The sequence below is a fragment of the Amycolatopsis sp. WAC 01416 genome (genome assembly GCF_003947485.1).
Taxonomy (GTDB): domain Bacteria; phylum Actinomycetota; class Actinomycetes; order Mycobacteriales; family Pseudonocardiaceae; genus Amycolatopsis.
This window is the reverse complement of sequence record NZ_QHHX01000003.1, coordinates 580261-600894: the sequence shown is the minus strand read 5'-3', so window position 1 is coordinate 600894 and position 20634 is coordinate 580261. Positions and strand designations below refer to the sequence as shown.

Below are 20634 nucleotides of genomic sequence, written 5' to 3'. Positions count from 1 at the left end.
CTACAAGACTCGGAGACCGTCACAAAGGTCGAGCAGCCGTCGGGCGGACCGGCATTCACCGGGGAAGACGAAGAGCTGCGTGCCGGTGTCCTCGGCAAGCAGCTGCGCGCGTTCGAGCACCCGGACGCCCGGCACGCCGAAGAACTCGACTTCGGACAGGTTGAGGATCAACCTGGTGCCGCTGCCGTGGAGCCGCTGGTCCAGCATCTCCCACAGCCTCGGCGCGGTAGCGAGGTCGACCTCGCCGTTCGCTTTGACGACCGCGGTTTCCCTGGTCGGCCTGCTCACGTGCAGGTGGAGGCGCCCTCGCGGTTCTTCGAGTGCCCGCAGCCCGGAGGACGTTGAAAAGGCGCGCTTCTTGTCAAGCGCGCGGGGCGTCGACAGAGAAGTCATGTGTGGAAGTACCCAGCCGACCGGTGCGATGAAACCGTCCGGCCGCTTGAAGACCGCCGAAAGCGGGTATCACCGCCCACGTCGGAGGTGATGTCCCATGTCCGCTGCACAGACCGGCACAGGGCCGGTGGTGACCGGTTTCGACGGATCGCCGGAGGCACGCCGCGCCGTCCGCTGGGCGGTCGCCGAGGCGAAAACGCGCGGCCTCGGCCTCGTTCTCGCCTACTGCACCCACGACCGTCTTCCCCCGCCCGGCTCGGATCCTGTCGCGACGCCGCTGAACGAAGCCGTTCCGCAAGCCGCCGACGAAGCTGCCGTCGAGCCCGCTCGACGGCAGCTCGCTTCGATGGCGGAGGCCCTGAAGCGCTCCGAGCCCGATCTCGACGTCCGCACGGTCGTCCGCGGCGGCACTCCGGAGCAGGTCCTGACCTCGGTCGCCGACGAGGCGGACGCGGCGATGATCGTGCTGGGCGAATCCCACGCCGGGTTGTTCACCAGGGCCGTCCTCGGCTCGACGGAATCCGAGGTGACCAAGACCGCCGGACGTCCTGTCGTGGTCGTGCGCGGGGACGAGCCGCCTCCGGGCGGGCCGGTGATCCTCGGGACCGACGGCTCGGAGCACAGCGCGCAGGCGGCGGGCTTCGCGTTCGACTTCGCCTCGCGTCACGGGCTCACCGTGCACGCGGTCCACGTCGCGCGCATGCCGCTTTGGGGCCCCGCGAGCGAACCTCTGCTCGGCGGGCCGGTACTGGATCCGGCGCCCGGTATCCCTCAGGAGGTGGCAGACGAGCTCGTCGCCCGGCAGCTCGAGCCGTGGCGCGAGCGCTATCCGGAGGTCCCCGTGGAGCTGGTGCACGGGGTGGGACCCGCGGCGCAGGCGTTGACCGTGCAGTCCAGTGAGGCCGCGCTGCTGGTGCTCGGCCGGAGCGATCACGGCGATCTCCGGCGGCTGCTGCTGGGTTCGATCAGCGACGACGCGCTGCACCACGCCCATTGCCCGGTGGCGGTGGTCCGCGCTCAGCCGGTGGGCTGAGCGCGGCACGTCACGAGGAAGCGAGTTCTCCGAGAGTCCGCCGCGAAGCGCGTAGTTCCGCGGCCATCAGCAGACCGCCCGTGCGAGCCTGGGCGAGCGCGTAGCCGACGTCGGCGACCTTGGCCCAGGCCTCCTCCGCCGAGTCGGTCGCGCCGACCTGACCGGACAGGAGGCTCTGTTCGAGTTGTGCCTGCAAGCCGGGCAAGACGTTGGCGAGGTCGTCGGCGAGCTGCTGCAACGCGCCGATGGTGCGGCAGAGGTCACCAGGCGAGGCCTGTTCCTCGGTCCGCAGCCGGCTGTACAGGTGGCGCACGACTGTGCCGGCCTGTGCGGCCAGCAGATACGGCGGCTCCGCCGACTTCGGGTTCATTGCCCTGAAATACCCCGTCCACGACCTGCGAAAACAAAGTTTGTGCCGAGAGGGCCGGGGGTATCAGCGGTTGTGAACGACAACGTACTCACCTTCGGGGTCGAGGAAGAGTTCTTCGTGGTGGGCCGGGACGGCCACCTTTCCCCGGCGGGGGACGCCGTCGTGGACGCCGCGGAGGAGGATCAAGGCGAACTCCAGCAGGAGCTCACCCGCTCCCAGGCCGAATCGGCCACCGACGTCTGCAGGACACACGCTGAAGCCGAGCGGCAGCTGACGGCGATGCGCGCGGAACTGGCCGAAGGCGCCGCCCGGCGGGGTTGCCGTCTGCTGCCAAGCGGCAGCGCACCACTGGCGGAAACGGAGTTGCCCGCCATCACACCGAATCCGCGCTACGAACGGATGTCCGAACATTTCGGGGCGACCGCGCGGACGTCGCACACCTGCGGCTGTCATGTCCACATCGCCATCCCCGACCGGGAAACCGGGATCCGGGTGATCAACCGCGTCCGGCCCTTCCTGCCCGTGTTGCTGACCGTGACCGCCAATTCCGCGATCTGCGACGGCTACGACACCGGGTACGCCAGCTGGCGTTACCAGCAGTGGAACCGCTGGCCTTCGGCCGGTTCGCCGCCGCTGTTCACCTCACTGGACCACTACGAAAGCATCGTCGACGCCTGGCTCCGCGCGGGCGCCATCCTCGATCGCGCGATGGTCTATTGGGACGTAAGGCTTTCCGAGAAGCAGCCGACCGTGGAGTTCCGGTTCGCCGACGTCGCGGTCACTCCCGGCGAAGCGGTGCTGCTCGGGGTGCTGATCCGCGGTCTGGTCGGCACGGTGCTCGGCACGGAGGAGCACCCCGTGGATTTGTCCAACGAAGTCTTGCGGGCCCAGATCTGGCGTGCGTCGCGGGAAGGGCTTTCGGGTCGCTGCCCGCATTTCCGGACCGGCGACCTCGCCCCGGCGAGCGAAGTGCTCGACGACGTCGTCACCTTCGCCGCCGGCGCGCTCGGGGAGACCGGGGACCTCGACTTCGTCCGCGACGGCCTCGCCAAGCTGTTCGCCGAAGGCAGCGGGGCCGACCGGCAACGGGCGCGGTTCGAGAAGCGTCAACGCGCGGAAGACGTCGTGGACCTGTTGGCCGTCCGGCCGGGTTGAGGGGTAAGGCAAGGTGGCAGGTTGCGAAAGCCACTTTCGCAACCTTCAACGTTGCGAACGTGGCTTTCGCAACGTCCGGGGGCAGGGTGTGGCGACGAGGGGCCCCTCGCTGAACCCCATGGTCGAAGTGTGTCGCGAAAGCTACTTTCGCGACGCCTAGGGTCCCGAAAGTGGCTTTCGCGACACAGTCGCCCAACGGCCACGAGGGACCGCTCACCGCGACCCGCGACCTTTGCCTACCCCTCGACAGGGGGCGGGTTCGCGTCACTCGCGTGATTGAAGGCGGAACTCGCGTGATCAGGCGGACGGCAAGCGGCGGTCAGGTTTGGCCGAGTTCTGACGGCCGGCGTAGCGGGCCGCAGTCGGCGTCGTTCCGCGCTCGCTCGCGAAACAGGCCGCGAGCCTCGTCGAGGACGGCGGTGGAGATCCGCCCGACGGGTTCGGGGTCGGTCGGCAGTGGCTCGTTGTCCGGTCCCGAACCGACCACCCGGCCCGCCAGCACCCACGGTTTGGTCTCGCGGGGCCGGTCGTGCCTGAGGTGGCAGTAGTCGTAAAGCCGTCTGGCCGGCCAGAGTTCGAGCGGCTGGTCCCGCCACCACGGTTCGGGATCGAGGGGGTTCACCGAGAGGCCCGGCAGTTCCGTGCCGGTGAGTTCGTCCCGGCTCGTGCCGGGGCGACGTTCGGGAGACGGCGCCCAGCGCACGTACAGGCTTTTCCGTCGCCGGACCAGCGCGGCGAGTTCCCCAGGGATTCCAACTGCCGCATCGAACGCTCCTGTGCGAAGGATGGACTCGGTGACCGGCGCGCCGGCGGCCCTGCTCCGCCGGGGCTGCCCACGCCGGTCCACCTCACGGCCAGTGGACGTACAACCTCGCTGCACCGGCCGTTGCGTTTCGGTTACCCGCTCACGAGGGAGCTACACCGATTTCACCAGTGATCGATCCACGAGATGCGCGATCTCCTCCAGCGCGAGCCTCGCTTCCGGGATCGAGGCCAGCATCCACGCGTGGATCATGCCCTCGTACTCGTGATAGCTCAGCGGCACCCCTTGTTCGGTGCACAGAGTGTGCAGCCGCCGGGCGTCGGAGAGGAGCACGTCCTTGGTCCCGATGTAGACGGTCAAGGCCCCGAGCCCGGAAAGATCGCCGGACAACGGGCTGAGCCTGGGATCCGTGCGCGGCAACTGTCCACTGTAGAGCCGGGCCGCCTCGTTCAGTCCGGTGAGCGCGAGATACGGGTCGCGCTCGTCCAGCGCCGGTTGCGCCGGATGGGACAGTGTCAGGTCCAGCCACGGCGACAACAGGACGGTCTCCTTGGGCATCGGCCTGCCTTCGTCCCGCAACGCCTTGGTGAGCGCCAGTGCGATCCCGGCACCGGCGGAATCCCCCATCACGATCTGGTCCTCCGGGGCGGCACCCGCGGCGAACTCGTCGTAGGCGCGGCGGACGAACGCGGTGGTCTCCGGGCACTGGTGCACCGGGGCGAGCGGGTAGATCGGCACGGTGACCGAGCAGCCGGTGCGGTCGATCAGCCGTCCGAAGAAGCGCCAGTGGTCGTGCTGGATCTGGTGCACGTAGGCGCCGCCGTGGAAGTACAGCACGTGGTTGCCGTCGCCCCCGCCGCCCGCCGGGCGGATCGTGTAACAGGGTCGTCCGTCCACTTCGGACCACGTGACGTCGAACCGGCGCCAGATCGCGCGGATCGGCCCCCTGTCACCCTTCGCCTGGCTGCTTTCGATGCTCCGGCGGAAGCGGTCGAGCTCGGCGTAGGTGCGTTTCCGGTTGGTGAGGCGCAGCCACGCGAGCAGCGACTTCGCGGCGAGACTCGTCTTAGACCTGATCACGGGGAACCGTCCGATGCCAGTTGCGGGAGAACGTCCTTCGCTCCCCTTCGTATGCGTCGAGCTGTGCGTCGATCACGAATTCGGTGGGAGTGCAGGACACCCGGGTGCGGGTCTCGGACCGGGCTTCCCAGTCGCCGCGGGCGAACGACATCGACCACGACGTCTCCGCCACCGGGGAACAGAAGTCGTCGGCCACCCACGAGTACCGCTCGAACACGTTCCTGGTGACGTCGAGATCGATGTCGTCGAACCGGACCTTGCCCTCGTTCTTCACGATGTCGAGCGCGGACCGGTAGTCGATCAGGTCACGGGAGACGGTCCAGCGCTGTTCGCCGGGTTCGACCTGGGTCGCGGGCAGCGGTTCCGCGCCCTCGGGTTCGCCGAACGGCCGCGCCGGGACCTCGTCCGCCTCCGCTATCGGCCGCACCGGAAGCGTGAGCGTGCTCTGTCCGGTGTGGACGGTCACCATCGCCGGTTCCGGCGGTGGCCACGCCAGCGGCCAGTACGACGACGAGATCGACAACCGGATCCGGTGCCCGGCGGGGAAGGCCTGCGCGACGGCATTGAGCTCGACTCGCACCCGATACCGCTTGCCCGGCTCCAAGGGCTCCGGATCTTCGTGCCCGTCCCGGTGGGTCAGGTTCAGCAGCCCGTAGGTCACTCGCGTGGCCCTGCCGTCCGGCGCGACGTCGGACAGCCGGACGGCGATCTGCGCGACCGGCTTGTCCGCCGAGACCTCCAGGTCCGCCACCGGCGAACCGAGGATCTCGCACGGCTCGGTGAGCTCGTCGGTTTCGAAGACGAGCGAGCCGCCGTCCTCCTCCCGCTGGTCGTACGGCAGGTCGGGCGGAGCGCTGTAGGAGGCCCACTTACCGGCGAACTGACCGACCGAAAGCGGCGACTCCACCGACAGGTTCTCCGCCGGGACGTCCTCGCCCGGACGGGCGATCCGGTGCCGGGCGAGCCGATGCTCGGACGGGTGGACGTGCGGCGAAGGCCAGGACGGCTCCCCCACCCACCGGCCGGGGCGGTCCTCGTACGAGGTCGACGGTGGCACGCTGTCCTGCATCCAGGTCTGGAGCATCGGCCCGTCCATGACGCCGTTCTCGACGTCCTTCAGCCAGTGGTCCCACCAGCGGACCAGCTCCTGCAGATAGCCGATGGCGGGCCCGGGGCGGCCGAGGTGCGGATACTTGTGCGACCACGGCCCGATCAGGCCGAGCCTCGGCACGTCGAGATTGGCCAGCAGCCGGGAGACCGCGTTCGAGTACCCGTCCGCCCAGCCGCTGGAGGCGAGGACGGGTACCTGGACGTCGCTGTAGTTCTCGCAGACCGACGCGTGCCGCCAGTAGTCGTCCCGGCGCTGGTGTCCCAGCCATTCGCCTGCCCAGAGTCCGCAGTTCTCCAGCCGTTCGTGCCACAGGTCCCGCCACCGCTCACCCGCCAGCGCGGGGTCGGGCGGCAACGTCGCGTAGGCGAACATCGTGGAGGCCTCGGCGACGTTGTCCGAGAGCAGGCAGCCGCCCATGTAGTGCATGTCGTCGGAGTACCGGTCGTCGGTGAACGACGAGATCGCGATCGCGATCAGGCTCGGCGGTTTGCGTGCCGCCACCTGGAGGGCGGCGAATCCGCCCCAGGAGATGCCCATCATCCCCGTGCGGCCCGAACACCAGGACTGCGCGGCGATCCATTCCAGGACGTCCTCGGCGTCGAGTTGCTCCCGTTCGAGGTACTCGTCGGCCAGCACGCCCTCCGACTCCCCCGATCCGCGGATGTCGACGCGGACGCAGGCGTAGCCGTGCCCCGCGAGGTACGGGTGGTGCACGGAGTCCCGGACCGAGGTCAGGTCGCGGTGCCGGTACGGGATGTACTCCAGGATCGCCGGGACCGGTTCACCGTCCGAAGCGACCGGCCGCCAGATCCGCGCCGACAGCCGCACGCCGTCGGAAACCGGGATCCAGACGTGGTCCTCCTCCGTGATCTCGTACGGCAGCGAGGCCACCGTCCGCATGGGCTATCCCTCCTCGAAGTCGAACCGCAGCGCCTCGACGCACCGGCGGTACTTGCTCTCCATCTCCCGTCCGGTCTGCGCCGCGACGAAGATATGCGCGAGTTCGTAGCTGTAACTGTCCTGTTCGGGCAGTTCCGAGAGCCGGATTCCCTTCTCGGCCACCGGCTCGATCTTCACCCCGGGGATCTCCGCCTCCAGGTCCGCGATCTCGCCGCGGGTGGGCACCCTGGTGACCAGCGCGTCACGGAAGCGGCGGTGGTACCACTTACCCGCGATCCGGTAGTCACCCTGGTTCCGGCGCCGTCCGGGATCCTGGCCTAGGCCAAGCTGCACCATGATCTGGTGGTTCGCCACCCCGTCGACGTACTCGAACAGTTCCGCGTGGGACTGCGAATGCCGCGGGTTGATCTCCAGCAGGCAGGCCTGCCCGGATTCGGGGTGACAGAAGAACTCGATGCTGAAAGTGGCGTTGTCGAAGCCGATCTGCTCCATCACGCGGACGGAGATCTCCTTCATCCGCTCGACGGCGTCCTCGGGCAACTGCGACGGGTACTGATGCCGCAGGAAAGAAGGGGTGTCGGGGTAGTTGATCGAGTCGAGGACACCGTAGACGGTGATCTGTCCTTTGTAGACATACCCTTCCGTCGCCGCCTGCACGCCGCTGAGTTCGCCCTCGGCAAGGCACGCGGACCCGCCGACGTCGGCCACCTCGGCGGGGAGGTCGACCATGCCGAGGATGCGGTCGAAGGGCTTGCCGATCCTGTCGACACCCGCCCGGATCTCGGCGACGGCCTTCTCGAACTCGTCGTCGTCGGCGACGTGGAAGGCCAGCTCCGAGGAGAACGACTTCACCGGTTTGAGCCACATGGGGTAGTCGACACCCTCCGGCGGCCGAGGGTCGTCCTGGTCCAGGTCGACGACGCCGAACGACGGCACCTCGTCGATCACCTTCGCCTGTTCGAGGCGGCTCCAGTACTTGTCCTCGCACTTGAGCACCGCCTCGAGCGAGACACCGGGGAGGCCGTACTTCTCGCACAGCATGGCCACCATCGTCGAAGACGGGAAGTCCCAATAGCTGACGATCGCGTCGATCGATCCGTCGAAGGCGTCCAGTTGCGACACCGCCTTCTCCACGAGTTCGACGATCGGGATCTGCCCGTGCTGGAGTTCGTCCGGCGACAGCAGGCCGTGGAAGCGATACCGCCCAGCGCCGGGGATTCGTCTCAGCACCTCTTCGTTGCTGTCGTCGAGACCGATGACGAAGATGTTCTTTTCCTCTGTGTTGTTTTCCTCTGGGGGACTGGAGGATGTGGTCATAGGCCAGTGCTACCCGCTCCGACGATCCGGAAAACCCTGGTTTGCCCACGTGGCCACGCGGGAATCCGGGCGCCATGACGGAGTTGCCTGGAACGCGTTCACTGTGGCTCGACACCGCTCCCGCTCCCGACCGCACCGGGACGCCGCTGCCCGCCGAGGTCGATGTCGCCGTGCTCGGCGGCGGGATCGCCGGCCTCACCACGGCCTACCGGCTGGCGAGGGCCGGGCGCTCGGTGCTGGTACTGGAGGCCGGTCGCCTCGCGGCGGGGGTTTCCGGCCACACCACGGCGAAGGTCAGCACCCAGCACGGGCTCAAGTACGCCACGCTGGCGAAGACCAAAGGCGCCGAAGCCGCCGCGACGTACGCCTACACACAGGCGGCCGCGCTGGACTGGATAGCCGCGGCCACCGCCGAACTCGGCATCGACTGCGGGTTCACGCGCGCCGACAGTTTCGTCTACACGACCCATCCCGGAACGGTCGAAAGCCTCGAACGAGAGGCGGAAGCCGCGGCCGAGGCCGGGCTTCCCGCTTCCTACGTCACCGAAGTCGACCTCGACGTTCCTGCCCTCGGCGCGGTGAAGTTCGCGTCGCAGGCGCACTTCCACCCGCGCCGCTGGCTGCTCGCCCTCGCCGTCGAGATCGAACGCGCGGGCGGGACGATCGTCGAAGGCGTTCGCGCGGAAGGCGTCGACGAACTCGGCGGGGTGAAGGTGCGCACCAGTTCCGGCGAGGTGCGGGCGGGCGAGGTCGTGGTGGCGACCCACTACCCCGTTTTCGACCGTGGCCTGTTCTTCGCCCGGCTCGACCCGGTCCGCGACCTCGTGGTCGCAGGGCCGGTCGAGGGCAACCGCCCGCCGGAAGGGATGTACCTGGACGCCGATACCCACCATTCCGTGCGGAGTTACCTCAAAGACGGTGTTCCGTACGCGATCGCGGGCGGCGAGCACTACCGCGTCGGCGACTCCGTCGACGTCGAGAGCCGCTACGAACGGTTGGCGAGCTGGGCGGGCGAACACGCGGCCGTACGCCGGGTCACCCATCGGTGGTCGGCCCATGATCTGTCCACTTTGGACTCCGTTCCGTACGTCGGGCGCTACCATCCGGCGAGCCGTCACCTGTGGGTCGCCACCGGCTTCGGCCAGTGGGGGATGACGGGCGGCACCGCGGCAGGGTTGCTGCTCGCGGATCTGCTGACCGGCCGCGACAATCCGTCGGCGAGCCTGTACGACCCCAACCGCTTCGACCTCCGGTCCGCGATCTCGACGGTGGAGAACAACGCCACGGTGGCGAAGTTCCTGGTGGGCGACCACCTCAGCGCGTTGCGCAAACCCGCCTCCCTGAACGAACTCCTACCCGGCGAGGCCAAGGTGACCCGCGATGGAGGAGAACTTGTCGCCGGATACCGCGACCCGGGCGGTGAATTGCACGCCGTCGGCGCCCACTGCACCCATCTGGGCTGCCTCGTCGCGTTCAACAACGCGGAGAAGACGTGGGACTGCCCTTGTCACGGTTCGCGGTTCGGTCTGGACGGGTCGGTGATCCAAGGTCCGGCCGTGCGCGCACTGCCGAAGAAGCGGGAGCGGTGATGACCGGCATCGGTGTCGAAGAGGAATTCCTGCTGGTCGACCCCAGGACCGGGGTGAGCTGCCCCCGGGCGGAGGCCGTGCTCGAACGGCACCGGGTCTGCTGCCCGCTGCCGGACGGCGCGGCGGTCCACCGGGAACTGCGGCCGACGCAGATCGAGGCCGCCACCGGCGTCTGCGAAACCGCCGACGAGCTGTACGAACACCTGGCAGCGGGGCGTCGCACGCTCGCCGAAGCGGCGGCGGGCGAGGACTGCGCGATCATCGCCTCCGGCACTCCCCCGCGTCGCTCGCCCGACCGCGAGTACGGCGCCGGCGACCGTTTCGGCAAGGTCGACGCGCTCTACGCCGGGGTGGTCAAGGCGTACGAGGCTTGCGGTTGCCACGTGCACATCGGCGTGCCGGACCGCGAGACCGCGGTCGCCGTCGTTAACCATCTGGGTGAATGGCTGCCCACGTTGCTGGCGTTGTCGGGCAATTCGCCGTTCGAAGGGGGCCGCGACACCGGATACGAGAGCTGGCGGATGGTGGAGCAGAGCCGTTTCCCCGGCTCCGGCATCGCCCCGTACTTCGCGGACGCCGCCGGATACGAGGAGCAGGTCGGAAAGCTGGTGGACTGCGGGGTGCTGGTGGACGAGAACCAGACCTTCTGGCTCGCGAGGCCTTCCACGCGCTGGCCGACCGTCGAAGTCCGCGTCGCCGACACCGCGTCGACTGTGGACGAAGCCGTCTTGCAGGGGCTGCTGACGCGTGCGCTCGTGCGCACCGCGCTCGCCGACTTGGACCACGGGACGGAGGCGATCCCGCTGGATCCGCAGATCGCCGCCGCCGCGGTGTGGTCGGCCGCGCGTCACGGCCTTTCCGGGCCGGCCGTCGATCCGGTGGCCGGCAAGCCGGTTCCGGTGGGCGACCGGGTCGCCGCGCTGCTCACGCGTACCGAGCAGGCGCTGGAGGACACCGGCGACCTGGGTCTCGTGCGCACCCTCCTCGGCCGGCTGGACCGGGAGGGCACCGGCGCCGAACGGCAGCGCCGGGCCGCCGCCGACGGGGAGGTCGCGGTGTTGCGGATGCTGACCGAAGAGACGGTTCCGCACGGCTAGATCGGGTACTCCCCTGGCATGACGACGATCGACCGTGAGGTGGCCGCGAGGCTGCCCGAGATCCGCGGCCCGCTCTCGGCCGCCGTGGTGGACACCCTGGCAGGCGGACGCCGTGACGACTTCGACCTCGATGCGGCGACCGACGCCGATCCGTTCGGCGAGGACCTGCAGCTGGCGCTGCATGTCTGCTACGAGCTGCACTACCAAGGCTTCGACGGCGTCGACTCCGAATGGGAATGGGACTACCGCCTGCTCGCCTTCCGGTCCGTTCTTGAGCACGCGTTCCTCGACGGCATCCGCGCCACCGTGCCCGGCGGGGACGACGTCCACGGCCTGCTCGACGACCTGCTGATCGAGCCGGTCGAGGGTGGCGGTGTTTCGCACTTCCTGCGTGACGAGGGCGAATGGCGGCACGTCGAGGAGTACTTCGCCCATCGGTCGATCTATCACCTCAAAGAGGCCGACCCCCACGCCTGGGTGATCCCGCGGCTGCGGGGGAAGGCCAAGGCGGCTCTGGTCGCCGTGGAGTTCGACGAGTTCGGGGGCGGCCGGGCCGACCAGGCGCATTCCCGCCTGTTCGCGGATCTGCTGACCGCGGCGGGCCTGTCCGGCGGCTACCTCGCCTACCTCGACCACGTCCCGGCCGAGCCGCTCGCGACGGTGAACATGATGTCGCTGTTCGGTTTGCACCGGAGCCTGCGTGGCGCGCTCGTCGGGCATTTCGCCGCCGCCGAGATCACCACCGCGCCCGCCGCCCGGCGCATGGACCAGGCGCTGGAGCGTCTCGGCGCGCCCGGGGAGTGCCGGTACTTCTACACCGAGCACATCGAGGCCGACGCGGTGCACGAACAAGTGCTGCGGCACGACGTCGTCGGGGATCTGCTCGACCGGGAGCCGGAACTGGCGGCGGACATCGCGCTGGGTATCCAGGCCACCGACCTGCTGGAGAACCGGCTGACCGAGCACCTGCTTGGCACCTGGTCAGCCGGGGAAACGTCACTCCTGAGGCCGCTGCACCCCTTGCCGTGAGCGGCGGCGGTGGCTGGTGTCGCAGAACGGGTAACGCTTGCTGCGGCGGCAGGCGCAGAGCGCGACCAGGAAGCGGTCCGAAGTCACCGTCTCGCCGTCCTCCATGACGATCTCGACCGGCCCCTCCACCAGGAGGGGCCCGCCGGGATCGAGCCGGACCTTGGTCCTACGGCCGGTCGGCACGGATCACCACCAGTTCTTCGTGCCGCTGCTCGGCCACGATCAGGCCCGCCGCTTCGAGGAAGGCCGCCCGCGCCCGCATCACCGGCCCGAACGGGATCGATCGGGTGGCGACCACCTCGGGCGTCAATCCCGCCGCCCGTAACTGATCCAACGACTTGTCCGGTCCCGCGACCGCGGAGTGGACCATCATCAGGTACCCGCCGGGCGCCACCAGGGACGACGCCTGTGCGCAGACCTGGTCGAGCACGATCCGGCCGTCCGGTCCGGCGTCCCATGCCCGCGCGGCCCCGACCGCCCGCACCGGGGACGGCACGTAGGGCGGGTTCGTCAGCACGACGTCGAACGGGCCTCCACGGGCCGCCTCGGCCAGGCCACCTCGCAGGGGCTGGACCGGAAGACGGCGCAACCGCGAGTTGAGCCAGACCGCGGCCAGCGCCCGCCGGGAGATGTCCACGGCGGTCACGGACCCCGCGCCGTGCGCCGCGGCCGTCAGCGCGAGCGCCCCTGTTCCGGTGCAGAGGTCGAGAACTCTTGCTCCGGTGGGCATTCCGGACGTGCTCAACGCGTGCGCCAGTAGCCAGGTGTCGTCTTGCGGGCGATAGACGCCCGGTGGCCGCAGCAGCCACGGCCGCGTCCGGACAAGTGGAATCGCTGCGCTGGAGATCGCGGTCATGTCCCCTCCGGTTCACCGTCGTTGCCGAGGACTACCCCGTCCGGGTGGCGCCAAACGTCCACAAAGGTCTGGCGCTCAAGGGGTTGAAACGGCGCGAAAGGGGTAGCCGCAAGGAAAGCAACCGAAGGAGAAGCGCCATGGACGCCCAGCACAAGTCCGGGAGTGAAGACAAACAGGACGAGAAAGACCGCGAAGAGGTCCGCGGGGAACAAGGCACGTCCTCCGGTGACCCCCACGACGACACCGACCCGCAATCGGGTTGATCACACGGCGGAATCGCCTCCGGTCCCACTGGCCGGGGCGTTTCACGACGTCTTCTCGGGGTATCCGACGGACTTGGCGGCGCAACGGAGGCGTTCCCGATGAACCGACGTGCGGCAGGCTCCCCACTGCGAGCGGTGGCGCTGGTCCACCGCGTACCTGCCCAAGGACATCGCCGCGCTGCTGCGGACCGCCGAACACGCGGGCGTCGACTTCGGCATCCTCCGCGACGCCATGAAGCCAACGCGCGCCGGCGGGCGGCCGTGGTGCGGAAGATCCGCCGCGCGATCACCGGTGTTTCGGACGGCTCGCTCTCGGGCATCCGCATCGGGTTGCCCGCGTGGGGTCGTGAGTGGCTTTCGCAACAGCCTCCGGTGACACCCGCCGCTCCAGCCGGCAAATCGCGCGCAAAACGCGCCAGCGACCTCAGAGCCCGGCAGGAACGTCCCGCACGGAAGATTCGGGCAGTTCCCCGGTGAGCGCGAAGTCCACCCGCCGCGCCACGGACACGACCTGGTCCGCGAACCGCTCGTAGAACCGCGCCAGCAGCGCCACCGAGATCGCGGGCGCGACACCGTCGGCCCAGTCCGGCGCGGTCACCAGCGTCATCAGCTCCTCGTACAGCGCGTCGACGCGCTGATCGGACCGGGCCAGGGAAGGGAACACCTCCGCCGTCGGTCCTTCGATCGCCACACCGAGGTCTTCCGCCATCGAAACGACCAGCCCGGCCATCTCGCCGAAGCGTCCGGCGAGTGCGTCGGGGACGGCGAATTCGGGCGCTCGCGCGGCCTGTTCGGCGATGTGCCTGGCAAGGTCGCCCATCCGCTCCAGCCGGTCGGCGCAGTACACCGCCGCGAGGACGGTCCGCAGGTCCCGCGCGACGGGCGCCTGCAGGGCGAGCAGTTTCTGCGCGGCCTCTTCGCATTCGGTCCGCGCCGCGTTCAACTTCGCCTCGACCGTCCCCAGCTCGGCGGCGGCCTCGGCGTCCCGGTCGAGGAAGACCCGGTTGGCCAGCCGCAGTTCCTCGCACGCCATGCAGCACATACCCGACAGGCGGTCGCCGAGGCCGCTCAGCTGACCGTGGAATCGCTCCCTCATGCCGGCACCTTCGCGGGTTCGAGGACGTACGTCGCATACGCCGCGCGGATCACCGGCTGGGCGACGTTGCGCACCGGGACCCCGCCCGGGCTGACCCCCTGCTCGCTGCCGTAGTGCGCGTGCCCGTGGACCGCGAGCGCCACCTGCGCGTCGTCGATCGGCTCGCACAGCAGATACGACCCCAAAAACGGGTGGATCTCCGGCGGTTCGCCGTGCAGTGTGCCCGGGATCGGCGAGTAGTGCGTCAGCGCGACGATCACGTCGGGTTGCTCGTGTTCGAGCCCTTCCAGCGCGGTGCGCAGCCGCTTGGCGGCCGCCATGGTGTGCTCGACGAAGTCCTTCATCTCGCGTTCACCGAACCGGCTCGCGCATTTGCCCGCGAACCCGCCGCCGAAACCCTTCACCCCGGCGACGCCGAGCTTCCCGCCTTCCAGTTCGACCGTGGTGGCCGAGCCTTCGAGGACGGTGATCCCGCTTTCCTCCAGCAGTCCGCTGACCGCCTCGGCCGCGTCCGAGTGGTAGTCGTGGTTGCCGAGCACCGACACCACGGGGACGTCGAGTCCGGCGAACTCGTCGGCGACCACCCTGGCCTCCTCGATGCTGCCGTGCCGGGTGAGGTCACCCGCGAGCAGCAGCACGTCGGCGTGTTCGGCGATGTTGTCCAGTGCCGGCCGCAGCAGGCCTCGGTTGTCCTCCCCGAGGTGGACGTCCCCGACCGCGGCGACCCGGATCACCGGATCTCCTCGGCGTGCGCCGGTTCGCGGATGTCGGCCAGCCGGACGTCGTTGTGCACCAGTTCGGCCGCGATGTGTTCGCAGACGACCGCCTCGATGTCGGCCTTGCGGTTGGCGCAGGCGACCTCGCCGCTGAGCCGGACCTGGTCGCCGCGCACGGTGACGTGCACGCCGAGTTCGGCGGTCCTCGGATCTTCGGCCAGTGCCTTGGTCAGCCTGGCGACCAGGTACTGGGGTGCTTCCGCGGGCATCGGGAGCTCCTTTCCGTCGATGATGGACAGTGCCGCGAGCAGGGTCAGGAACGACCACGCGTACGGGGATTCGGAGGTCTCTTCCGCCACCCGGTGCCAGTCGACCTGTTCACGGAGGTCGCGGGCGATCCGCAGCAGCGGCCCGAAATCGCATCGGTGCGGGCTGAGGACGAGGGCCTTGTCGACGAGCAGATCGGTCCCGTTGAGCACGGGAGCGGCGGTCGGCCCGACCCGCATCAGCGAAGCGCGGTCGAGCATCTCGTCGGTGACCGGGCGGTGGTTTGGCCGGAAGATCAGGTCGACGAGACAGTCGCCGTCGTAGACCTTGGTGAGCCAGTCCTCCGGCGGGCGCACCCGTCTCAGCCCCGCGGCTTCCAGGGCTTTCGTCGCTTCGGGGATGTCTTCGTGTTTGAGGAAGAGGTCGACGTCGTGATCCGACGGCGGTCCGCCCCGCGCGTACACGGCGAGTCCGCCCGCGACGGCGAACCGCACCGACGTCCTGTCCAAAGTGGACACAACCTTGGTCAGCGTGTGCAGCAGTTCCTTCTCGTTCACGGCCGCTCCCCCACTCCGGTGGCCAGTTCGTGGCCCCTCCCGACGTCGGCTTTCAGCGGTTCGGTCGGGAATCCTTCGCCTTCCCGCAGCCCCTTGAGGAACGCTTCGATCGCCTCCTCCGAGGAGTATCGCGGCGTCCAGCCCAGTTCTTCCCTGGCGCGTGTGCAGTCCATCACCGGAAGGTGCAGGACGGCGTCGAAAAGTCCCGGCGTGGCCGGGATCAGGTGCAGCGACCAGGCCGCGGCGAGCGCGCGCCGGACGAAGATCGCCGGGACCTTCACCGGCTTGGCGCCGAAGATCCGCGCGAGCGCACGGGTGTCCAGCACCGGATCGGCGGCGATGTTGAAGGCGCCTTTGACGTCCTGGAGCGCGCAGCGACGGTACGCGTCGGCCACGTCGTCGGTGTGCGCGGTCTGGATCCGCAGCTGCGGGATGTCCGGGAGCACCGGGATCAGCGACGGCCGCACGAGTTTGCCGGGTACGAACGGCCCGGCGAAAAGGCGGCGCTGTTCGGGTGCGGCGGCCTTCTGGAAGAGGAACCCCGGGCGCACCCGCACCACGCGCAGCCACGGATGACTCCGGTCGAATGCCTCGAGAACCCTTTCCACATAAGCCTTTTCCCGCGTGTACGCCGCACTCGGCGATCCGTGGGTCGGCCAGTCCTCGGTCACCGGGTGGTCGTCGTCCCTCGGCGAGTACGCGCCGATCGACGACGCGTACACCAGCGCCGGCACCCGCATCGCCTGGACGGCTTCGAAGACCCGGATCGACCCCAGCACGTTGGAGCGCCAGGTGACCTCGGGCCGGTGCGTCGGCTGGAAGAGCCAGGCCAGGTGGATCACCGCGTCGGCGCCGTCGAACACAGCGCGAAGGTCGTCACGCGTGACGTCGGCGGTGACGAACTCGGTCTTCGGGCTCTCCCAGCGGCTCGGGCGCCTCGCCACGCCGACGATCGAGCCGACCTCGGGGTCCGCGCCCAGTGCGCGGACCACCGCCGTCCCGACGTTGCCGGTGGCGCCGGTGACCACGATCCGCTTACCGCTGCTGGTCATGGGTACGGTTACCCGCCGTCGCCCCGGCTTAATCGGCGCGAAGACGCTGGACGAGACGGCGGGCGGGCAGCGCCATCGCCCCCAGTTCGATCGAAGTGGTGACCTCGTCCGTCGGCGTGAGGAGCAGCTGGTCGATCTCGTCGAGCAGCTCGCGGCATCGATCGAGTTCGTCCGTGTCACCCGAACGGGCCACTTCGGCGAGGGCTTCGAGCAGATCGCCGACCACCCCGCGCGCGTATTCGCCGGGATGCCGGAACGGCCGCTCGCGGCGGGCGGCTTCGCTCACCGCGTCGATCAACTGGGCGAGCGGCTGCCACAGGGAGATGAGGTTCGACAAGGACTCCTCCCCCGGTTCACGCCGCCCGCGGAGGTTCAGGTACCGACCTTCCCTGGTCCAGCCGATCGCGTCCTCCGCCTCCGCGACCAGGCTGCGGACGTCGCGCACGCGGTCGTGCAGGGCTTCGGTCGCTTCGGGTGGCTCGCCGTCGCGGACCAGTGCCGCGGTTTCCTCGAGGACGTCGGCGATCGCCGAAGCGAGCCGGGAGGCGGCCGCCCGCAGGCGCTCGCCGTGCAACGGGGGCAGGATCACCGCGTTCAGCACCGCGCCGATCGCCGCGCCCAGCGCGGTTTCCAGCAGCCTGTCGGCCAGCAGGACGGGTTCGGTCGCGTTGCCGTAGGAGATCAGCAGCATGCCGGTGATCCCGACCCAAACCCCCGAATCGCCGAAACCCCGCCAGGTGCCGATCAGCAAGCCGATGAAGATGACCAGCCCGAGCGCCACCGTCACCGAGGGAATGAGCTGTCCGGCGCCCGCCGCGAGCAGCACCCCCACGCTCACCGCGCCGACCTGCTGCGCCCAGCCGCGCAACGAGCGGTAGACGGTGGCCTGCACCAGGAACACCGCCGCATACGGCGCCAGAAAGGGCTGGGGCAGCCGCAGCACCGCCGTCGCGATGATCCACGCGATCATCGCGGCCGCGGCGGCTTTCGTGGTCTGGATCAGACTCCGTCGTTCTTCCCCCGGAACCCGGAAAGCGCGGGCGGCCCAGGCGAACGGCGCCGCCCAACGGCTCCGGAGGTCCATCACGGCCCCCGTGGCGCCAGGTGGACGACTTTGGTCTGGGTCATCTCGTCGAGCAGTTCCGGCCCATAGCCGTAGCCGCTGCCGCTGGCTCCTCGTGGCTGGGCGGCCCCGCCGGGCGCGCCGCCGAACACGTTGCCGATCTTCACGGTGCCGACCGGGAGTTCGCGCCAAGCCCGCTGCGCGTGCGCCATCGAGCGGGTGAGCACCGTGGCCGCGAGACCGTAGTCGCCGGCGGCGGCCTGTTCGAGTGCCTGCTCGAAGTCCGCGGCCACCGTCACCGGTGCGGCCGGGCCGAAGGTCTCCTCGGTGAGGACCCGCATACCCGGGGTGCATCCCGCGAGGACGGTCGCCGGGTAGAAGGCACCGGGGCCGTCCGGGAGCACACCGCCCACCAGCGGATCGGCGCCCTGCGCGATCGCCTCCGCGTGGGCCGCCAGTTCCGCGCCGACGCTCGCGTCACCCTGCACGGTTTGCAGCGCGGGGTCGCGGATCTCCAGTACGACAGGTCGGTCCACCGTCGTCATTCGCACCTCCTCGAAGTATTCGGAGGCCGGTTGCCCGCTGTTCGCCCCTGTCGTGCCGTCGTCGCGCTGGGCACCGTACGGGGTGCCGTCCGAAGTGCTCGGCGACCAGCACGCGGCCTGCAAGGACAGCGGGGCCCGGGTCTGCCCCGTGCCCGGCCATCCGTGCCTGGACCGTATCGCGCCCGAAACCGTCGTCGACGCGGTCGCGAGCCTCATCCCGGTGTCGTCTCGCCGCCCAGCGCGGCGATGACCTCGCCGCTGTAGTACGACGAAAGCCGGTTGGACGCCAGGAAGACGTACGACGGCGCGAGATCGTCGGGGTGAGCCGCGCGCTCGAACGGGACCTGGAGGCCGAACTTCTCCACCTTCTCGGGCGGGAAGGTCGACGGGATCAGCGGTGTCCACACCGGACCGGGCGCGACACAGTTGATCCGCACCCCGCGATCGGCCAGTGCCTGCGCCATCGCGTACGTCCAGGCGTGCACGGCACCCTTGGTCGCGGAATAGTCGATCAGGGACTTGTTGCCCCGCAAGCCGTTCACCGAACCGGTGTTGATGATCACCGAGCCCTCCCCCAGATGGGGCAAGGCGGCGTTGGTGACCCGGAAGAAACTGTGGATGTTCACGTCGAAGGTGTGGGTCCACTGCTCGTCGGTGAGCTCTTCCGGGGAATCGACCGGCCACTGCGTGGCGACATTGTTGACCAGGATATCCAAGCGGCCGAGCTCGTTCACCGTCCGGTCGACGATCTCGCGGCACTGCGCCGCCTCAGCCTGGTCACCCGGCAGAAGGAGGCACTCGCGCCCTTCAGCTCGTACGCGCTCTTCAGTGTACTTCGCGTCCTCGTGCTCGTTCAGGTAGGCGATCGCCACGTCGGCGCCCTCTTTCGCGAAGGCGATGGCGACCGCGCGGCCGATCCCGGAGTCGCCGCCGGTGATGAGCGCACGCTTACCGCTCAGCAGACCGCGGCCCTCGTAGTCCGCCATGGAGTCGCGAGGCGGCGGGTCCATCTTCGACGTCACGCCCGGCGGTTCCTGCTGCTGCGGTGGCCGTAACTTGTCTGGCATCGGAATCCTCCCGTCGGGTGCTTTCGCCGACGGTTACCCGGATGGCCGCTCTCTCGAACATGCGCGGCCGCCGCGGCGCACCCAATGTGGCATTGGGGACGGTGAGCGTCCCCAATGCCACATTGGGAGCACGCCACCCCGACGCGACCACGGCACCACGAACCGGTGCGCCCAGGTCAAGCGTTGCGAAAGCCACTTTCGCAACCTTCAACGTTGCGAAAGTGGCTTTCGCATCACCCGCAGCCAAGGGCGGTCACGTGTGCTTGGAGGGACGACCCGCGTGACTGGGGGCAGGAAGGCTCAGTGCACCCGCCGGTCCTCCGCCGTGCCCCGGTACCGGATCGTCCACAGGCTCCGGCGGATGTAGGTGCGCTGCAACCACCGGTCCCGCCCGTTGTGCCGCGCGAAGAACTGCGACCGCGCGTGCAGGCCCTTTCGGTTGTTGATCAGCAGCGCCGTCCCCGGCTCCAGTCTGACCTGGTGCGCGACCTCGCGGCAGATCCGCTGCAGTTCCTCGAGCGCCTGTTCCGCCTCGACGGTCTCCCCCACCACACCGTTGGCCGATACCGCCACTTCCGGCGAGTCCGCCGGCCCGGAGATGATCGGCACGAGGTCGGACAGCACGTCAGCCCCCTTCGCGACGTCGCGCACGTAGCTGCCGGGCGCGTTGAGCCGGAACAGCGGGCGGCGCAGGACGTCGAGCACCTCGGGGGCCAGTGCGGCGGAGATGTCCCGGCCGTCGGCGTAGTAGGTGACGGCCTCCTTGTTCCCGTCCTGGCGTACGCAGTTCAGCACCAGGAAGTCCGGATTGGACACGTCGTAGCGACCGAGGTCGTCGTGCACGATGTCGTTGTGGAAGTTCAGGAACACGTGCGAGCTCTGGTTGGTCTGGCTCCGCGCCCCCGCTGAGACCGGGACGACGTCGTGCACGAGCCGCCCACTCTTCTCGGTGGTGAACCCGACGGGCTCGCCGAGCAGCTGGCTCAGTCCCAAAAGGACGGTCTCGGCGACGAACGTCTTCTTGTCCTTGCTGGGTTCCCCGTCGACCGGCGTCTCCGGGAGCTCCTGGTCCACCGGCAGGTTGCGCACGAGCGCGACGCCGGGGGTGTCGACGTGCCTGCCGAAGTCCAGGATCGTCTGCAACTGCTCGATCGGCAGCTTCGAGAACGCGACCCGGAGCATCGCGAGCGAGCGGTCGATGTCGTCGGCGGGGTTCGGGAAGGACCGCAGCTCGCTGCCGATGGTGTCCCGGACCTCGTCGGCGAGCACGACCTCGGCGAAGGTGCTGACTAGGGTTTCCTGCTTACTGGTCATG

The 20634-nt window shown here is 69.4% G+C and carries 21 protein-coding genes and 2 pseudogenes; 7 read left to right on the top strand and 16 right to left on the bottom strand.

What is annotated here, in order from left to right; all coding sequences use genetic code 11:
- Positions 1–393: an STAS domain-containing protein gene (locus DL990_RS12740; RefSeq protein WP_233599141.1), complete on the bottom strand. Its 393-nt coding sequence runs from the start codon at positions 391–393 to the stop codon at positions 1–3.
- A gap of 97 nt (positions 394–490) precedes the next feature.
- Here DL990_RS12740 and DL990_RS12735 point away from each other — a divergent pair, with 97 nt between their 5' ends.
- A complete protein-coding gene (locus DL990_RS12735; RefSeq protein ID WP_125798765.1) occupies positions 491–1426 on the top strand; it encodes a universal stress protein in 936 nt (311 codons plus the stop codon).
- A gap of 10 nt (positions 1427–1436) precedes the next feature.
- Here DL990_RS12735 and DL990_RS12730 read toward each other — a convergent pair whose 3' ends face one another.
- Complete coding sequence (locus DL990_RS12730; protein WP_125788253.1) at positions 1437–1796, bottom strand: hypothetical protein; 360 nt, start codon at positions 1794–1796, stop codon at positions 1437–1439.
- A gap of 72 nt (positions 1797–1868) precedes the next feature.
- Here DL990_RS12730 and DL990_RS12725 point away from each other — a divergent pair, with 72 nt between their 5' ends.
- The gene (locus tag DL990_RS12725) at positions 1869–2951 is read left to right on the top strand and encodes a glutamate--cysteine ligase (RefSeq protein WP_125798764.1); all 1083 of its coding nucleotides are present in this window, start codon (positions 1869–1871) and stop codon (positions 2949–2951) included.
- A 319-nt stretch (positions 2952–3270) separates the two neighbouring features.
- Here DL990_RS12725 and DL990_RS12720 read toward each other — a convergent pair whose 3' ends face one another.
- The 4 genes from DL990_RS12720 to DL990_RS12705 all read right to left on the bottom strand — a co-directional run bounded on the left by DL990_RS12720 (position 3271) and on the right by DL990_RS12705 (position 8122).
- A complete protein-coding gene (locus DL990_RS12720) occupies positions 3271–3654 on the bottom strand; it encodes a DUF6098 family protein (RefSeq protein WP_233620449.1) in 384 nt (127 codons plus the stop codon).
- A gap of 213 nt (positions 3655–3867) precedes the next feature.
- A complete protein-coding gene (locus DL990_RS12715; protein WP_125798763.1) occupies positions 3868–4794 on the bottom strand; it encodes an alpha/beta hydrolase in 927 nt (308 codons plus the stop codon).
- A complete protein-coding gene (locus DL990_RS12710; protein WP_125798762.1) occupies positions 4781–6805 on the bottom strand; it encodes a CocE/NonD family hydrolase in 2025 nt (674 codons plus the stop codon). Before DL990_RS12710 ends, DL990_RS12715 begins: the two co-directional genes overlap by 14 nt.
- Before the next feature lie 3 nt (positions 6806–6808).
- Complete coding sequence (locus tag DL990_RS12705; RefSeq protein ID WP_125798761.1) at positions 6809–8122, bottom strand: acetyl-CoA carboxylase biotin carboxylase subunit family protein; 1314 nt, start codon at positions 8120–8122, stop codon at positions 6809–6811.
- Between the two features lie 74 nt (positions 8123–8196).
- Here DL990_RS12705 and DL990_RS12700 point away from each other — a divergent pair, with 74 nt between their 5' ends.
- Genes DL990_RS12700 through DL990_RS12690 form a run of 3 tightly spaced genes read left to right on the top strand, consistent with a single transcriptional unit; the run spans position 8197 to position 11837 of the window.
- Positions 8197–9711 carry an FAD-dependent oxidoreductase gene (locus tag DL990_RS12700; RefSeq protein ID WP_125798760.1) on the top strand — a complete coding sequence of 505 codons (1515 nt, stop codon included), beginning with the start codon at positions 8197–8199 and terminating at the stop codon, positions 9709–9711.
- Positions 9711–10808, top strand: coding sequence for a glutamate--cysteine ligase (locus DL990_RS12695; RefSeq protein WP_125798759.1), 1098 nt, complete (start codon positions 9711–9713; stop codon positions 10806–10808). Before DL990_RS12700 ends, DL990_RS12695 begins: the two co-directional genes overlap by 1 nt.
- A gap of 18 nt (positions 10809–10826) precedes the next feature.
- The gene (locus tag DL990_RS12690; RefSeq protein ID WP_125788260.1) at positions 10827–11837 is read left to right on the top strand and encodes an iron-containing redox enzyme family protein; all 1011 of its coding nucleotides are present in this window, start codon (positions 10827–10829) and stop codon (positions 11835–11837) included.
- On the opposite strand, the gene DL990_RS12685 is transcribed toward DL990_RS12690, so the two are convergent.
- Positions 11805–12020: a CDGSH iron-sulfur domain-containing protein gene (locus tag DL990_RS12685; RefSeq protein ID WP_125788261.1), complete on the bottom strand. Its 216-nt coding sequence runs from the start codon at positions 12018–12020 to the stop codon at positions 11805–11807. The two genes, DL990_RS12690 and DL990_RS12685, sit on opposite strands and share 33 nt — an antisense overlap.
- Positions 12004–12693: a HemK2/MTQ2 family protein methyltransferase gene (locus tag DL990_RS12680; RefSeq protein WP_125798758.1), complete on the bottom strand. Its 690-nt coding sequence runs from the start codon at positions 12691–12693 to the stop codon at positions 12004–12006. The genes DL990_RS12685 and DL990_RS12680 overlap by 17 nt, the downstream gene beginning before the upstream one ends.
- Positions 12694–12830: 137 nt before the next feature.
- Between DL990_RS12680 and DL990_RS42145 the strand changes: the two genes are divergently transcribed.
- On the top strand, positions 12831–12956 hold the full coding sequence (locus tag DL990_RS42145) for a hypothetical protein (protein ID WP_255431337.1): 126 nt from the start codon (positions 12831–12833) through the stop codon (positions 12954–12956).
- 424 nt (positions 12957–13380) lie between these two features.
- Here the strand turns inward: DL990_RS42145 and DL990_RS12670 are convergent, their stop codons facing one another.
- The 6 genes and pseudogenes from DL990_RS12670 to DL990_RS12645 all read right to left on the bottom strand — a co-directional run.
- On the bottom strand, positions 13381–14052 hold the full coding sequence (locus DL990_RS12670; protein ID WP_125798757.1) for a PhoU domain-containing protein: 672 nt from the start codon (positions 14050–14052) through the stop codon (positions 13381–13383).
- Entirely contained in the window at positions 14049–14786 is a 738-nt protein-coding gene (locus DL990_RS12665) for a metallophosphoesterase (protein WP_125788264.1), read from the bottom strand. The genes DL990_RS12670 and DL990_RS12665 overlap by 4 nt, the downstream gene beginning before the upstream one ends.
- Entirely contained in the window at positions 14783–15592 is an 810-nt protein-coding gene (locus DL990_RS12660) for a nucleotidyltransferase family protein (protein WP_125788265.1), read from the bottom strand. The genes DL990_RS12665 and DL990_RS12660 overlap by 4 nt, the downstream gene beginning before the upstream one ends.
- The gene (locus DL990_RS12655) at positions 15589–16644 is read right to left on the bottom strand and encodes an NAD-dependent epimerase/dehydratase family protein (RefSeq protein ID WP_125798756.1); all 1056 of its coding nucleotides are present in this window, start codon (positions 16642–16644) and stop codon (positions 15589–15591) included. Before DL990_RS12655 ends, DL990_RS12660 begins: the two co-directional genes overlap by 4 nt.
- Before the next feature lie 28 nt (positions 16645–16672).
- The gene (locus tag DL990_RS12650) at positions 16673–17728 is read right to left on the bottom strand and encodes an aromatic acid exporter family protein (RefSeq protein ID WP_125798755.1); all 1056 of its coding nucleotides are present in this window, start codon (positions 17726–17728) and stop codon (positions 16673–16675) included.
- Positions 17728–18153 (bottom strand): annotated as a pseudogene (locus tag DL990_RS12645) (aldehyde dehydrogenase family protein); the annotation flags it as partial. The pseudogene DL990_RS12645 and the gene DL990_RS12650, both read right to left, overlap by 1 nt.
- A 133-nt stretch (positions 18154–18286) precedes the next feature.
- Here DL990_RS12645 and DL990_RS41745 point away from each other — a divergent pair.
- Positions 18287–18502: pseudogene (locus tag DL990_RS41745) on the top strand (glycosyltransferase family 9 protein); the annotation flags it as partial.
- Here the strand turns inward: DL990_RS41745 and DL990_RS12635 are convergent.
- Positions 18465–19319, bottom strand: a complete 855-nt coding sequence (locus DL990_RS12635; RefSeq protein WP_125798754.1) for an SDR family oxidoreductase — start codon at positions 19317–19319, stop codon at positions 18465–18467. The pseudogene DL990_RS41745 and the gene DL990_RS12635 sit on opposite strands and share 38 nt — an antisense overlap.
- Positions 19320–19619: 300 nt before the next feature.
- The gene (locus DL990_RS12630) at positions 19620–20633 is read right to left on the bottom strand and encodes a TauD/TfdA family dioxygenase (RefSeq protein ID WP_125788269.1); all 1014 of its coding nucleotides are present in this window, start codon (positions 20631–20633) and stop codon (positions 19620–19622) included.
- Position 20634: the final 1 nt, after the last annotated feature.

What these genes read in the sequence shown, in the direction of transcription:
- DL990_RS12710 (WP_125798762.1), bottom strand. Translation starts at nt 6,805, where the DNA reads ATGCGGACGGTGGCCTCGCTGCCGTACGAGATCACGGAGGAGGACCAC.
- DL990_RS12700 (WP_125798760.1), top strand. Translation starts at nt 8,197, where the DNA reads ATGACGGAGTTGCCTGGAACGCGTTCACTGTGGCTCGACACCGCTCCC.
- DL990_RS12635 (WP_125798754.1), bottom strand. Translation starts at nt 19,319, where the DNA reads ATGCCAGACAAGTTACGGCCACCGCAGCAGCAGGAACCGCCGGGCGTG.
- DL990_RS12740 (WP_233599141.1), bottom strand. Translation starts at nt 393, where the DNA reads ATGACTTCTCTGTCGACGCCCCGCGCGCTTGACAAGAAGCGCGCCTTT.
- DL990_RS12655 (WP_125798756.1), bottom strand. Translation starts at nt 16,644, where the DNA reads ATGACCAGCAGCGGTAAGCGGATCGTGGTCACCGGCGCCACCGGCAAC.
- DL990_RS12680 (WP_125798758.1), bottom strand. Translation starts at nt 12,693, where the DNA reads ATGACCGCGATCTCCAGCGCAGCGATTCCACTTGTCCGGACGCGGCCG.
- DL990_RS42145 (WP_255431337.1), top strand. Translation starts at nt 12,831, where the DNA reads ATGGACGCCCAGCACAAGTCCGGGAGTGAAGACAAACAGGACGAGAAA.
- DL990_RS12730 (WP_125788253.1), bottom strand. Translation starts at nt 1,796, where the DNA reads ATGAACCCGAAGTCGGCGGAGCCGCCGTATCTGCTGGCCGCACAGGCC.
- DL990_RS12690 (WP_125788260.1), top strand. Translation starts at nt 10,827, where the DNA reads ATGACGACGATCGACCGTGAGGTGGCCGCGAGGCTGCCCGAGATCCGC.
- DL990_RS12705 (WP_125798761.1), bottom strand. Translation starts at nt 8,122, where the DNA reads ATGACCACATCCTCCAGTCCCCCAGAGGAAAACAACACAGAGGAAAAG.
- DL990_RS12630 (WP_125788269.1), bottom strand. Translation starts at nt 20,633, where the DNA reads ATGACCAGTAAGCAGGAAACCCTAGTCAGCACCTTCGCCGAGGTCGTG.
- DL990_RS12670 (WP_125798757.1), bottom strand. Translation starts at nt 14,052, where the DNA reads ATGAGGGAGCGATTCCACGGTCAGCTGAGCGGCCTCGGCGACCGCCTG.
- DL990_RS12695 (WP_125798759.1), top strand. Translation starts at nt 9,711, where the DNA reads ATGACCGGCATCGGTGTCGAAGAGGAATTCCTGCTGGTCGACCCCAGG.
- DL990_RS12650 (WP_125798755.1), bottom strand. Translation starts at nt 17,728, where the DNA reads ATGGACCTCCGGAGCCGTTGGGCGGCGCCGTTCGCCTGGGCCGCCCGC.
- DL990_RS12735 (WP_125798765.1), top strand. Translation starts at nt 491, where the DNA reads ATGTCCGCTGCACAGACCGGCACAGGGCCGGTGGTGACCGGTTTCGAC.